This is a genomic window from Planotetraspora kaengkrachanensis, from assembly GCF_016862895.1.
In the GTDB taxonomy this organism is placed as follows: domain Bacteria; phylum Actinomycetota; class Actinomycetes; order Streptosporangiales; family Streptosporangiaceae; genus Planotetraspora; species Planotetraspora kaengkrachanensis.
Window position 1 is genome coordinate 63,135 of record NZ_BONV01000035.1, and the last position, 14,296, is coordinate 77,430.

At 68.0% G+C, this 14,296-nt stretch carries 10 protein-coding genes and 1 pseudogene; 6 read left to right on the top strand and 5 right to left on the bottom strand.

Annotated elements, in window-relative coordinates:
* The first annotated feature begins 88 nt into the window (after positions 1-88).
* Positions 89-1,885, top strand: a complete 1,797-nt coding sequence (locus Pka01_RS30125) for a bifunctional copper resistance protein CopD/cytochrome c oxidase assembly protein (RefSeq protein WP_203886309.1) — start codon at positions 89-91, stop codon at positions 1,883-1,885.
* A gap of 73 nt (positions 1,886-1,958) precedes the next feature.
* A complete protein-coding gene (locus Pka01_RS30130; RefSeq protein ID WP_203886310.1) occupies positions 1,959-2,378 on the top strand; it encodes an ester cyclase in 420 nt (139 codons plus the stop codon).
* Here the strand turns inward: Pka01_RS30130 and Pka01_RS30135 are convergent.
* Complete coding sequence (locus Pka01_RS30135) at positions 2,305-3,720, bottom strand: acyltransferase family protein (protein ID WP_203886311.1); 1,416 nt, start codon at positions 3,718-3,720, stop codon at positions 2,305-2,307. The genes Pka01_RS30130 and Pka01_RS30135 overlap by 74 nt on opposite strands.
* Positions 3,721-4,066: 346 nt before the next feature.
* Here Pka01_RS30135 and Pka01_RS30140 point away from each other — a divergent pair, with 346 nt between their 5' ends.
* Together Pka01_RS30140 and rph are read left to right on the top strand one after the other, a co-directional pair.
* Positions 4,067-4,834, top strand: coding sequence for an SDR family NAD(P)-dependent oxidoreductase (locus Pka01_RS30140; protein WP_203886312.1), 768 nt, complete (start codon positions 4,067-4,069; stop codon positions 4,832-4,834).
* 189 nt (positions 4,835-5,023) lie between these two features.
* Entirely contained in the window at positions 5,024-7,624 is a 2,601-nt protein-coding gene (gene rph, locus Pka01_RS30145; protein ID WP_203886313.1) for a rifamycin-inactivating phosphotransferase, read from the top strand.
* Positions 7,625-7,674: 50 nt separating this feature from the next.
* On the opposite strand, the pseudogene Pka01_RS30150 reads toward rph, so the two are convergent.
* Positions 7,675-8,220, bottom strand: a pseudogene (locus Pka01_RS30150) (alpha/beta hydrolase); the annotation flags it as partial.
* A gap of 254 nt (positions 8,221-8,474) precedes the next feature.
* Between Pka01_RS30150 and Pka01_RS30155 the strand changes: the two are divergent.
* Positions 8,475-9,506, top strand: coding sequence for an aldo/keto reductase (locus tag Pka01_RS30155; protein WP_203886314.1), 1,032 nt, complete (start codon positions 8,475-8,477; stop codon positions 9,504-9,506).
* A 27-nt stretch (positions 9,507-9,533) separates the two neighbouring features.
* Here Pka01_RS30155 and Pka01_RS30160 read toward each other — a convergent pair whose 3' ends face one another.
* Positions 9,534-10,925, bottom strand: a complete 1,392-nt coding sequence (locus Pka01_RS30160) for a sensor histidine kinase (RefSeq protein ID WP_203886315.1) — start codon at positions 10,923-10,925, stop codon at positions 9,534-9,536.
* A 206-nt stretch (positions 10,926-11,131) separates the two neighbouring features.
* Here Pka01_RS30160 and Pka01_RS30165 point away from each other — a divergent pair, with 206 nt between their 5' ends.
* Positions 11,132-12,481: a sensor histidine kinase gene (locus Pka01_RS30165; protein ID WP_203886316.1), complete on the top strand. Its 1,350-nt coding sequence runs from the start codon at positions 11,132-11,134 to the stop codon at positions 12,479-12,481.
* A 63-nt stretch (positions 12,482-12,544) separates the two neighbouring features.
* Here Pka01_RS30165 and Pka01_RS30170 read toward each other — a convergent pair whose 3' ends face one another.
* Complete coding sequence (locus tag Pka01_RS30170) at positions 12,545-12,991, bottom strand: universal stress protein (RefSeq protein ID WP_203886317.1); 447 nt, start codon at positions 12,989-12,991, stop codon at positions 12,545-12,547.
* A 166-nt stretch (positions 12,992-13,157) separates the two neighbouring features.
* Complete coding sequence (locus Pka01_RS30175; RefSeq protein ID WP_203886318.1) at positions 13,158-14,075, bottom strand: aminoglycoside phosphotransferase family protein; 918 nt, start codon at positions 14,073-14,075, stop codon at positions 13,158-13,160.
* Positions 14,076-14,296 lie beyond the last annotated feature (221 nt).

Sequence of the window (14,296 nt, forward strand, 5' to 3'; positions counted from 1 at the left end):
CAGCATCGGGATCCTGGTCCTGGGCCTGTGGGTCGGTGGAGCCGGAGCCGATGGTGATCTCGCATACCTCCTGCCTACGGCGGGTGCCGTGGTCACCTGGACCCTGCCGTTGGTTCGTCTTGCGCACGACGTGTGCGCCATGGCGACCGTCGGCGCGTTGTTCACCGGGACGGTCCTGGTGCCGACATCAGCGGGTGAGCTGAGCCCGGCTGCCACGCGGTGCATCCGGGCCGCGGGCACATGGGCGCTGGGCTGGGCGGTGAGTACCGCGTTCGTGGTCGTCCTGACGGCGTCTGACGTCTCAGGAGTGCCGCTTTCCAAGATCGGCTCCGTCGCGGCGGTGGCGGATCTGACCCTGTCGATCACGCAGGGACGGACTTTCCTTATCGTCGCCTTGATCGCCCTCGTCATCGGTGCCGTGTGTCGCAATGTGTCGCGAACCGGATGGGCGCGTGCGCTGTTGGCGGCGAGCGTCTTCGGGCTTGTGCCGCCTGCCTTCGCCGGGCACGCGACGTCGGCCGTCGACCACGACCTGGCCGTATCGGCCATGATGGTCCACATCGTCGCCGTCGCGGTGTGGATGGGGGGCCTGGTCGGCGTCCTGCTCTACCTGCGCAATGAGCGCGAACTTCTACCTTCCAGTATCAGCCGTTTCAGCCGTGTCGCGCTGACGTGCTTCATCGCGGTGGCCCTGTCGGGTGCGGTCGCCGGCTGGCTTCGGCTTGGTGAGCCGTCTCAGTTATGGACGTCGCGGTACGGCCTGCTGCTCGGCGGCAAGATCTTGGCGCTGTTCGTGCTGGGATACGTCGGCTGGAGACATCGCCGTACCACGATGGCCGGACTGGCAAGCGGGCAGTCCAAGCGGCCGTTTTTCCGGCTCGCCGCCGGCGAGGTCGCGGTCATGGGCGCGACGATCGGACTCGCGGTCGCACTGTCTCGTACCGCACCTCCCGCTGTGTCTCCCGTCACGGCAACAAATGTGCAGAGCGGTGAACTGCTTTACCTCCGGCACCTACTCGGATACGAGGTGCTTCCCTTCACGTTCACCCGGCTGATCACCGAGTGGCGCCCCAACCCCTTCCTGATTTCGCTGTTCCTCGCTGCCGCGGCGGCGTATTCGGTGGGGGTTCGCCGCGTGACCATGAGAGGAATCGCATGGCCGCGAAGACGGACATGGGCGTGGTTCACGGGTCTCGGAATGCTCGCGCTGGTAGAGGTGACCGGTATCGGAACCTACGCACGAGTGATGTTCTCCCTGCACTCCGTCCAGCACGTGGTCATCACGGTCTTGGGTCCCGTGCTGCTGGCCGGTGGCGCTCCGGTCACCTTGACCTTGCAGGCTCTCGGCCGACCGGCAGACGTGCTGAGCAACCGCTTCGCAAGGTGGGCGACCAAACCGATCGTGGGCTTCCTCGCCTACGTGATCCCGGTGTTCTCGTTCTATGCGACCGACTGGTTCGGATACTCCCAATCGAGTCAGGCCGTGAATCTTGCGACCCAGCTGACGTTCACGGCTACGGGCCTCCTCTACTTCTGGGTGGCCGCCGGAATCGATCCGCTGCCTGTGCCGCTGGGCTCGGCCACCCGTGCGCGGCTGGTTCTCGGCGGCGTCGCCGTCCAGACGGTGCTCGTCACCGTCTTGCTGACCTGGCCGTTGATCGGAGAGCAGTGGTACCGGCAACTCGGCTTGATGTATAGGCCATTGCAGCAGGACCCCGTCCTGGGAAGCCCCACCGGCGGGTTGATCGCGGAACTGAACTCCCTGGCCATCGATCAGCACATCGGGGGCGCGGTACGGGGAGTCATCGCCATTGGCGCCCTCTACGTGCTTCTTTTTCTCTCACGAGCAAGGTCTGCCAAGCCGGGGCCGGGGGAGTGCGGGTAAAGCCGCAGGCAGGGCCAGGGAGTGGGTTCGCCCCAGATTGGTAGCGTGATTCTGTTCCGGAAGGGGGTCCGCGATGCCCGATGTCATCGATCGGTTGATGAGCGCGATCAATGCCCATGATCAGGGAGCGCTGCTGGAGTGTTACGTCCCAGGGGCCGTCATCGTGGCGCCCGAGATGCAGGCAGAAGGTTGGGACGAGATCGTCGCTTTCCGCGGGCACATCGTTGAAGGCTTTCCGGACTTACGGGTGACGGTGTGGGACAAGTTGGTCTGCGACGACAACGTGGTGGTCGAGGGAACGGTCACAGGTACTCACACGGGGCCGTTCCTGCTGGCCGAGGGCGAGGTGCTCGAGGCGACCGGTCGCAGCGTCAGTGTGCGTTGCTGCTGGGTCTTCACGGTGGAGCATGACCACATCGTCAGCCAGCGCGGCTACTACGACCAGTTGGAGTGCTACAGCCAGCTCGGCTTGAAGTTTCCCGCGCCGGAGTGACGTTCGCCCGGCTCTCGCGGGAGGCGCCTTCCAGGTGTGACCTGTGCCGCTCCCGCTCGTCGGCGGCGCGGGCGAGACGGCGCCCGAGATGCTGGGCGGGTTTCTCGATGAAGTGGTAGCTCAGCGCGGCACAGCCGATCGCCGTCGTGAAGAGCGCTGCCTCCCACGCCAGCCGCACCGGCAGCGGGATCCCCGAAGGATCCACAGTCAGCCTTCTGACGACCTGCAGGATCAGAGGGTGCAACAGGTAGATGGAGTAACTCACCAGGCCGAGCCACACGAGAAGGGGCGGGAGCCTTCGACGGCGCAGGGCAAGACCGGCGGCGAACGTCAGCCATGCCGCGACGACGGCGGTGGACCAGCTCCACTTGAACGCGTGCTGCTCGGCTTCCGACATGCCCCACCCCGGCCCGAGTACCACCGCCGCGGTGACGGAGAGGACGGGCACCAGCCCGATCATCCAGCGCGATCTCACCCATCCGGCGGGCGACCGTTCCATACGGTGGATGGCGGTTCCGCCGAACATGGTGGCCAGGATGATCAGGCTCTGCCACGCGCCTACTCTGCTGTTGAGGGTGAGGAGTATGAGGGCGAGGACGGCGATGAGGGCGGCGCCGTGCCGCCGTACGTCGTGGTGTGTGCTGAGGGCGGCGGCGATCCCGCCGACCAGCGCGACGGCCGCGACCTCCACCACGCCTTGTCCCATGTTGTGGGACAGCCAGCCCGCCGGTACGAGGGCGCCGGCTATGAGCGCGCACACCGCGAACGTCAGCGAGGCGCGGGTGCTGGCCCGGTGGACGCCGAACACGAACATCGCGGTCACGAGCAGGTAGAACGCCATCTCGTACGAGAGGGTCCAGAAGACGTTGACGACGCTGGGCACCTGGAGCAGGTCCTGCAGCATCGTCATGTGTGCCAGGGTGAAGGTCACCGGCTGCCTGGCAGCCTGAGCGGGCAGGGCGGAATAGACCCCGGCGGTGCCGAACACGGTGCCGACCACCGCTGCCAGCCCCCACAGGGGGTAGAGACGAAAGAAGCGAGTGATCCAGAACCCGCGGACACTGCCTCGGCGTTCTAGCGAAACCGGCACGACATAACCGCTGACCAGGAAGAAAACCAGCACGCCGTACTGTCCGAAGTCGAACCACGGGCTGACCCATCGTCGGATCTCGGGCAGCAGGGCGTCGAGCGAGTGCTCGAAGACGACGATCAGCGCGGCGAATCCGCGCAAGGTGTCGAGCCAGGACTGCCGCGTGCTTTTGGACGATGAGGGCGAGGGGGCCGAGCGGGTTGCGACGAGCATTCGTCCTGCGCTGCCCTGGATCTCTGCTTCCCTAACCACTCAGATAACACTATTGGCACAATCATGCTGAAAAGCGACTAACTACCGCATAGCACCCTGTGAGTCTGACGACAGACCAGCTTGAACATGCCGCGGGGGAGCCGGCGAGATCGGCTGGGGACGGCCGGGCCGGGTCGCCGAAAGGACGGTGACTCAGCAACAGTGCCCTGTATGCGTCGTCTTGACCTGCTTGGGTGCGGCCTCGAATCCGGCCTGCGCTATATGTGCGACGAGGACTGCATCCCGCAGCACCTTTCCGCCGCTCCCGGCCAATGCCCCGTGGGACGACTCGTTCAGCGATGACGCTGCGCTGGGCCGTACGCCATCAGACCGACAGGAACACATCATGACCGTCTTGGACTCGTTCTCTCTGCGCGGCAAGGTCGCCGTGGTCACCGGTGCCAGCCGCGGCATCGGACGGGCACTCGCCCAGGCACTGGGCGAGGCGGGCGCCGCGGTCGCGGTGACCGCGCGTACCCTCCCTCCTGCCGAACGAGCGGCGGAGGAACTTCGCCACGCCGGCATCACGGCGCTGCCCGTCAGCCTCGAGGTGACCGATCCGGCTCAGGTCGACCGGATGGTGGAATCGGTCACTGGGCAACTGGGCCCGATCGACGTGCTGGTCAACAATGCCGGCATCAGCATCGGCCGACCGGCTCTGGACACCCCGGACGAAGTCTGGCGGGAGGTGCTGGCCACCAACCTGGACGGGCTCTGGTACTGCAACAAGGCCGTCGGCGCGCAGATGGTCGCACGGGGCGGCGGGAGCATCATCAACGTCGGCTCGATGTCCGCCATGATCGTCAACCGGCCTCGATGGCAGCCGGCGTACTTGGCCTCCAAGGCGGCGGTACACCAGCTGACCAAGGCGTTGGCCGCCGAATGGGGGCCACGCGGAGTGCGGGTGAACGCGCTGGCTCCCGGTTACATCCTCACCGAGGCGTCCCCGGTGGACCAGCCGGAGTACCGCGAGTGGTGTGTCGAGCCGGCCGCGATGAAGCGGTACGGACTGCCCGAGGAACTCGGTCCGGCGGTGGTCTTCCTGGCCGGCCCGGCGTCCAGCTTCATGACCGGCGCGGTGATGGTCATCGACGGCGGATACACGCTGTTCTGATCAGTCCGCGGCGGACGACAAAAGGGCAAGGAGTGAGATCTCCTTGCCACTTCCAACGTATAGCGCACAGGGGGGCTTGCGGCAAGACCCGGGTCTTGCCGCAGAATCGACGGCCGGGCACAGCACCGACGACGAAATGGGGGGCACGACGTGGGTGTGTCGTCGATGTACGGGGGACGCGGAATCCCAATGATCGAGCAGTACGTGTTGGATCTTCAAGAGATCGACGAGACGCAGGTCGCGGTCGTCGGCGGCAAGGCCGCGCACCTGGGCGGGCTGTCACGGATCGAGGGCATCCGCGTGCCGGCTGGGTTCTGCGTGACGACGGCCGCCTTCCGGCGGATCATGGCGGAAGCGCCGTCGATCGGCGATCGGCTCGATCAGCTGTCGCGCCTGAACCCGGATGACCGGGAGGCGATCCGCACGCTCAGCGCGGAGATCCGCCTGAGCATCGAAGGGATCGCCATCCCGGGCGATCCGGCGGCGGCGATCACCCGCGCGCTCGCCCGGTTCGGCGAGCAAGCCGCCTACGCCGTGCGATCCAGCGCGACGGCAGAGGACATGCCGACGGCCTCCTTCGCGGGCCAGCAGGACACGTACCTGAACGTCGTGGGGCCGGCGGCGGTCCTCCAGCACGTCAGCCGGTGCTGGGCGTCGCTGTTCACCGAGCGGGCCGTGACCTACCGCCTGCGCAACGGCATCGACCACCGTACGGTCCACATGGCCGTGGTCGTGCAGCAGATGGTCTTCCCGGATGCGGCCGGCATCCTGTTCACGGCCGACCCCGTCACGGGCAACCGGAAGGTCGCCACCGTGGACGCCGGCTTCGGCCTCGGCGAGGCCCTGGTTTCCGGCCTGGTGAACCCGGACGTCTTCAAGGTGCGCGACGGCGAGGTCGTCGCAGCGGCGGTCGCCGCCAAACAGCGTGCCGTTCACGCCCTGCCGGCGGGCGGGACGCAGGAAGTGGCGATCGACCCGCGGCGACAGGAGCAGCCGGCGCTGACGGACGCGCAGGTCGTGCGGCTCGTGCAGCTCGGACGGCGGATCGAGGCGCATTTCGGCCGCCCGCAGGACATCGAATGGTGCCTGGTCGACGATGACTTCCAGATCGTGCAGAGCCGGCCGATCACCACGCTGTTCCCCATCCCCGCGGCGGGCGACCGGGATGACCACATCTACCTCTCCGTTGGTCATCAGCAGATGATGACCGACCCCATGAAGCCGCTGGGGCTCTCCATGTGGCGGCTGACGGCCATGGCGCCGATGCTCGAGGCCGGCGGGAGGCTGTTCGTCGACGCCACCCGGCGCCTGGCCTCGCCCGCGAGCCGCGCCGGCTTCCTGGAGATGGTGGGGAGATCCGATCCGCTGACCAGGGACGCGCTGGAGACCGTCCTCGACCGCCACGACTTCGTCCCGACGCTCCCTGAGGCCGGCCCCGGCGGGCCGCCCGCCGGCGGCGCGTCCGCCCCGATCGAGACCGATCCGGCCATCGTCACCGAGCTGGTCGAGCGCAGCCAGGCCTCCATCGCCGCCCTGCGCCGCGACATCCGGACGAAGACCGGACCGGCGCTGTTCGACTTCCTGCTGGAGGCATTCCAGGAGCACAAGAGGGTCCTCGGTGATCCATTGAACATGCAGGCGATCATGGCGGGGATGGAGGCCACCTGGTGGCTCAACGACCGGCTGCAGGAATGGCTGGGCGAGAAGAACGCGGCCGACACCCTCACGCTGTCCGCCCCCGGCAACGTCACGTCGGAGATGGGACTGGCACTGCTCGACGTCGCCGACGCGATCCGCCCGCATCCCGAAGTGGTGGCGTTCCTGCAGGGCGTCGAGGACGACGGCTTCCTGGACGAGCTGCCGAAGTTCGCGGGCGGGACCGAAGCGCGCGACGCCATCGAGGCCTACCTCGACCGGTACGGCATGCGTTGCGTCGGCGAGATCGACATCACGAGGCCGCGTTGGAGTGAACGCCCCACCACGCTCGTGCCCGTGATCCTCGACAACGTCAGGAACTTCGAGCCGGGCGCCGCCAAGCGGCGCTTCGAGCAAGGGCGGCAGGAGGCGCAGAAGAAGGCGCAGCAGGTGCTCGAACGCCTGCGGGCACTGCCGGACGGGGAGCAGAAGGCCGACGAGACCAAGCGGATGATCGACCGGGTCCGGACCTTCATCGGCTACCGGGAGTACCCGAAGTACGGCATCGTCAGCCGCTACTTCGTCTACAAGCAGGCCTTGCTGGAAGAGGCCGAGCGCCTCGTGCAGGCCGACGTGCTCCCCGAGAAGGAGGACGTCTTCTACCTCACATTCCAGGAGTTCCACGACGTCGTGCGCTCGAACCGGGTGGATGACGAGCTGATCCGGCAGCGCAAGGACGCGTTCCGGTCGTACCACGCGCTCACGCCGCCCCGGGTGCTGACATCGGACGGCGAGGCCATCGCCGGGGCGTACCGACGCGACGACGTGCCGACCGGCGCCCTGATCGGCCTCCCGGTCTCCGCCGGGACCGTCGAAGGGCGCGCCCGCGTCATCCTGGACATGGCCCAGGCTGATCTCGAACCGGGTGACATCCTCGTCACGGCCCACACGGACCCGAGCTGGACGCCCCTCTTCGTCGCCGTCGCGGGCCTGGTGACGGAGGTCGGAGGATTGATGACACACGGCGCGGTGATCGCACGGGAGTACGGCCTGCCGGCTGTCGTCAGTGTGGTGGACGCCACCCGGCTGATTCCCGATGGGCAGCGGATCCGCGTACACGGAGGCGACGGGTACGTCGAGATTCTGCCTGACTGACCACTCACCACGGGACCGCGTCGGTGCGGTACCTGCCATCGCGGGCACGTTCACGCAAGCGTTCTGCGCAGGGTGCCGAGGGCCAGGGTGATGGCGGCCTCGGCGGCGTGGGTCTCCCGCAGCGCGTCGAGCATCACGAAGTCGTGGATGATCCCCTGGAAACGTACGGCGGTCACCGGCACCCCGGCCTGCCGCAGCTTGTTGGCGTACGCCTCGCCCTCGTCGCGCAACACGTCGGCCTCGCCGGTGATGACGAGCGCCGGGGGAAGCCCCTTCAGCTGCTCGACGGTGGCGCGCAGGGGCGAGGCGGTGATCTCGGCGCGTTGCGCCGGGTCCGTCGTGTACTGGTCCCAGAACCACTGCATGCCGTCCCGGCGCAGGAAGTACCCTTCCGCGAACTGGTGGTAGGAGTCGGTGTCGAACGACGCGTCGGTGACCGGGTAGAACAGCACCTGCTGGACGAAGGCCACGTCGCCGCGCTCCTTGGCCATCAGGGTCACGGCGGCGGTCATGTTGCCGCCGACCGAATCGCCGGCGATCGCGATCCGCGCCGTGTCCAGCCCCTTGGCCGCCCCATCGGTGACGATCCACCTGGCGAACCGGAGGAGTTCGAGAGGACGCGGGCCAGCCTGCGGCGCCTGACCGCCAACGTGTCGGCCCGGACGGCGTCCCTGCGCTGAAGAACCTCGTCGACGGCCGTGCCGTCGAATTGCGCTGCCCCCCGCAGGGCGTGCTCATGTCGACCAGGCATCATCGTTGCTGACGACGGAGTGGATCGGTTTCTTCTGTTGGACAACTCAATCCGGTCGCGCAGAACGCCGATATGGATCTCGTAGTGAGAGGCAGAACGATGGAGTACCGCACCTTGGGAGGCACCGGCACAGTGGTGTCCTCGCTGTGCCTGGGCACGATGACTTTCGGCAATGAGAGCAGCGAGGAGGTGTCGCATGCTCAGCTCGACCGGTTCGTCGAGCGCGGGGGCAACTTCATCGACACCGCCAATGTGTACTCCCGCGGATTGTCCGAGGAGATCATTGGTCGCTGGCTGGCGGCCCGGCCGGGCGTACGGGATCAGCTCGTCATCGCGACGAAGGGCCGTTTTCCGATGGGGGGCGGGCCGAATGACGCGGGCCTGACCCGCACCAACCTGTCTCGGGCGTTGGAAGCGAGTCTGCGGCGGCTCGGGGTCGAGGCCGTCGACCTCTACCAGGCCCACGCCTGGGATCCCCTGACCCCGATCGAGGAGACGCTCGGCTTCTTCGACGACGCGGTGCGTGCCGGCAAGATCCGCTATGCGGGCGTCAGCAACTTCCTCGGCTGGCAGTTGCAGAAGGCGGCGCTGCTGACGCAGTTCCGTGGGCTCGCGCCGATCGTGACGCTGCAGCCCCAGTACAACCTGTTGGTGCGTGACATCGAGTTCGAGCTGGTCGACGTGTGCCGTAACGAGAACATCGGGATCCTGCCGTGGTCGCCGTTGGCCGGTGGCTGGTTGACCGGGAAGTACGCACGTGACCATGTGCCGACCGGGGCGACTCGGCTCGGCGAGGACCCTCAGCGTGGCATGGAGGCCTATGCCCCGCGCAACGCGCAGGAGCGCACCTGGCAGGTCATCGACACGGTGCGCCAGGTCGCCGAGGCGCGGGGCGTGTCCATGTCACAGGTGGCGCTCGCCTGGGTGGCCGACCGGCCTGCGGTCACGTCGGTGATCCTCGGCGCACGCACGCTCGAACAACTCGACGACAACCTCGGCGCCGCCGGGTTGCACCTGTCCGAGAAGGAGACGGACCTGCTCGCCGAGGCCAGTTCGCCGATCGCGTCGGTGTATCCGTACGGCGCACCAGGCATCCAGCAGCGCTCGCGTGCCCTGAACCCGCTCAATTGATCAAGGGTTCACGCGGTGGTCACCGCACTAGCCGGGGGGAGCGGGATCGGTAGGGCCGCTCGCCGATGGCGCACACGGAAGGCGAAGGACGAAGTGTGCGCCGCGGGAGCTGTCCTCGATCCGCAGGGTCCCCCCTGCGGCCTCGGCGATCTGGCGCGCGATCGCCAGGCCCAGTCCCGTTCCTCCGGCGCCGCGGGATCGGTCGCTGTCGAGCCGGGTGAACCGCTGGAACACCAGCTCGCGGTTGTCTGGATCGATGCCGGGCCCGTCGTCGACGACCTCCAGCACCGCGGCGCCGTACGGCGTGCGTTGATCGCCGCACTGGCCTCCCGGCTCGTGCCGCACCGTGACGGCGACCATGGTTTCGGCGTGCCTTTCGGCATTGTCGAGAAGGTTGGTGACCACGCGAGCCAGCTGTGACCGGTCGCCGATCACCACGGCGCCGGGTCCGAGTGAGTACTCGATCCTTTTCGCCCGATCGCGGCGGATCCGGCACTCGGCGACGAGTTCTGCCAGGTCGATCAGGTCGCGTGCGCCCGGCACCCCGGCGTCCAGGCGTTCGAGGGTCAGCAGATCCTGCACGATCGCCTGCAGCCGGTCCACGCTGACGAGAACGCTGCGCACCACCGTGGCCACACTGGTCTCCTCGGGTGCGTGCAGGGCGTCCTCCAACTCGGCTCGCATGGCGGCCACCGGGCTGCGCAGGTCGTGGGAGGCGTTGGAGAGGAACTGACGCAGGTGTCGCAGGGTGGTGTCCAGCCGGCTCAGGGTGCGGTTGACACTTTCGGCCATGTCGTGAATCTCGTCATCGGCGGCCGGCACCGGCACCCGGCGGTGCGGAGCGGCCGCGTTGATCTCCTCGAGTTCGGCTCGGATGGCCTTCACCGGCCTGAGGGATGCCCGGGCGTTGCGCCGGCCGAGGTAGGTGATGGCCGCGGCGAGTGCCAGCGCGCTCCCTCCCACCGCCCCGGCGAGCCGCGGGTCGACCCACGGAGGGATCGAGGGGGAGGAACTGTAGACGAGCCATCTCTCGCCGGCGCGGTGGGCCCATTGCGCGACGACGATGTCGCAATCGCCAGGTGGGAAGACTCCGCCGCACACGACGGAGGTGGCGCTGTTCTTTCCGTCGGGAGTGAATGTCGCCATGGCCGGCTTGCCCTGCAGCTTCGAGGTCGAAGCGACCACCCGACCCTGTGGGTCGACGACCTGGATGTTGCGTCCCGGACGTTCTGCAAGGGGGTAGCCCAACCGGCCCCGCTCCATTTCCACGGCCACGCGGCCACCGGCCGAGGTGATCTCCTCAGTGGCGTCCGCGACGGCGAAACGGTTGATGGCGATCATGAGGACTATGGCGAGCAGGGAGCAGAGCAGGCCCGCCACTACGCCGGCGAACAGCGTGATGCGGGTCGTAATGGGCAATTGGTATCGCGTGCTCATCCAAAACGGCCCCTCTGGCCAGTGGAACACATAGCCCGGGGAGTGCCGGCAAAGGGCCCCGCCTACGGTTAAGGCCTGGTCAAGGCCACCCCCTGCGCAGAGGGGACATACGCCACGTGCTGGACTGGTCACGGGAAAGGGGGCCCAGGTCAGTGAGCATTCGGCGGTATACGGAGAGAGCTCGCCTGATGCTGTTTCTCGGCGTAGCGGTGGCATTGCTCAGCACGCTCATGTCCGGGATGGTCATGTTCATCGTCCATCGCCTGGCGACTGAGTCGCGCACGGCCACCGTGACCGGGATGGCGACCGAGGTCGCTTCTCTCATCCCCCGGGGAGAATTACGAAATCCGATCTCCGATCAGGTGATTCCCTACGTCCAGGTGCTCGATTCACAGCGGAGGGTCATCGCCTCCACCGTGGACTTGCGCGGACGGCCGCCCATCGCGAGCTTCCTGCCCGCCAACACCGAGAGCGAGCGGACCGAGGTCATCTGCGGCAGGGCCATCCCGGCAGGGGAGTGCGCCCTGGTCGTCGCCGTCATAGCCACCGACAGCGGCAACACGTGGACCGTCTACGGCGCCGCACCGGCAGTCCCCTTCTACGTCGATCCCCTCCTGGCGTTGCTACTGGTCGCCGGCACGGTGATCATCGTCGGCCTCATCGTCTTCGCCAGCTATCGGATCATCGTCGGATACATCGAGCCGGTGAGACTCATCCGGGCCGAGCTGGGTCACCTGCGACCCACACGGTTGAGCGAACGGGTCCCGGTGCCGTCACGCTCCTACCGGGAGGCCCATGATCTGGCGACGACGGTGAACAGGACGCTGGATCAGCTGCAGGCCATGATGGAGCGGGAGCGTCAGTTCACCTTCGACGTCTCTCATGACCTGCGCAACCCGATCACCGCGATGCGAACAGAGATCGAGGATGTGCTGCTCGCCCCGGACGAGGTTGACGTGGTCAAGCTGGGTTCGACCCTGCTCGCCGATCTGGACAGGTTGCAGGCGATCGTGTCCGACCTTCTCATGCTGGCGAAGCTGGACGCCGGGGCGCCCACGACCTGCCAGTGGGTCGACCTGGCGGAGCTCGCCACCGCCGAATGCGCTCGCCGGTCCGGCAAACAGGTCATTTGTGAGGCCGCCCCGGGAGCGGTGGTGAAAGGCGATCGGGGACGGCTCGCGCGGCTGGTCAACAATCTGGTCGCCAACGCCGAACGGCATGCGAGTTCCAAGGTCACCGTCCGGGTGTCCCGTCAGGGCGGCGATACGGGGTCAGACGCGGGCACGGCGGTGCTCGAGGTCATCGATGACGGCGAGGGGATAGCCCCTGGCGATCGTGAGACGGTCTTCGAGCGTTTCGTACGGTTGGAGGCCGGGAGGAGGAAGGATTCCGGCGGCACCGGCCTCGGCCTTCCGATCGCCAGACAGATCGCGGAAAGTCACAGCGGCACGCTGACGATCGAAGACAGCGACAGGGGCGCTCACTTCGTCCTGCGGATCCCCCTCCGATCGGCGAACGTCGACACCGAACCGGCCTGAACGCTGAGTGTCGCCCGTCCCTGTGCCGAGTCCGGAAGTCACAGCACGCACGGCGGGGTCGCGTCAGGGCACGACGGTGACGGGCCACCGGCCGGCGCGGACGAGGCGGATCGCCACCGAGCCGATGAGGCGGTGGGCGGCCTGAGTTGACGCGCCCACGACCACTGTGTCGGCTTTGACCTCGTTGCTCACCCTGATCAGGGCGGATGCGGGGTCACCGCGTTCGGACCTGAAGCTGTACGTGACCGGCTGATAGGCGGACCCGGCCTTCTCTATCCGCTCGCGTAGGTCGGCGAGCACGCCCTCGCCGGCCTCGATGGCCAACACGGTCGCGTCGGGCAGGAACGGCGTCATCGTGCTCGTGCCGACGACCAACACGAAGATCAACCTAAAGCCCTGGCGACGGGCGAGCCCCCAAGCGTAGGCGACCGCGCGGAGCGAGGTATCCGAGCCGTCGACCCCGACGACGATCACCCCCGGCCCATCGGCGCCCATCTCGAAGTCGCTCATGGCACGACACTATGGCCGCTTCAGATGTCATCTTCACTCAGGGTGCTTCCGCCGCATCGGCGGCGGGAGGTCGGTGCAGCGTTCGAACGCGATCCTGAAACAGCGATCCCTGCCTTGCCGCTCACGTACGGCGCCGAGGTATTCGAGCGTGTGCAGAGCCGATCGATCAGCGATGGGCCGTTGCAATGAGGCGCCGCAGTGCCGCCTGGGCGGGTGGGCCCCACGTGGCCTTGCCGCCTGGGCGGCCGCGGACGCCGGCTTCTCCGATATGGATGCCGCCGAGGGCGCGGCGTACCGCCCATCCGCGGGCGCGGCGCAGGGTCGCGGCGTCCGGGGCCGGCTGGTAGGCGTCATGAAAGCGGTCGGCGGCGCCGTCCGGCAGCAGGCTCCAGGCGGCGGCGAGGTCGCCGGCCGGATCGCCCGCGAAGAGGTCGCCGAAGTCGATCACGCCGCAGATGGTGCCGTCCGCGGTGAGGACGTTGGCCGGATGCAGGTCGCCGTGGAGCCATAGCGCCGGGCCGGCCCAGTCGGGCGCGGCGACGGCGTCGTCCCAGACCGCGCGGACGGCGTCCGGGTCGGGGATCAACCCCATCTCGGTGGCCGAGGCGAGCCCCTTGACGAACCCCTCGGAGTAGTCGGCCAGCGGCCCTCCGCGGTCCCGGCCGGCGGGCGCCTGATCGGGGGCGGGCTGGTGCAAAGCCGTCAGGAAGGCGGCCAGGACGTCGGCCGCCTCCGCAGCGCGCGTGACGGGGGCGCGGTCGGCAGGCTCCCCCGGCACCCACGTGGTGACGATCCAGGGTCGTGGAAACAGAGCGGAGGGCTCGCCGAGCCGCTGCGGGACCGGAACCGGCAGAGGAAGGCGCGGGGCGAGGACGGGCAGCCAGGTGTGCTCTTTACGCAGCAGCGCGTCCGCAGACTGCGTCGCCCAGGGCAATCGGACGGCGAGGTCGTCACCGAGCCGCCAGAGCTGGTTGTCCCAGCCACGCGCGCCGAGCCGCAACGGGCGATCGGCCAGGTCGGGGTGCTGGTCGCGCAGCAGATCCCGCACGAGCTCCGCGCTGATCTCGATCTCGGTGTGAGTCATGCGGAGCAACAGTAACCGGATGGCGGCCCGCCCGTTTCCTCCCCGGTTCAAGGCTTCAGGCCTGGGAGCCGGTCCCGGCCGCCAGCAGCTCGGGCCGCGCGAACGAACGTCGCTCAAGCCGGCCTCTACCAGGACGGCAACCACTGACCAGCGTAGGTGTGCGTCCGCTGGTAACGCTCCAGCACTCCGGGTCCTCCACCCCGCATGATCGACTCGGTGGC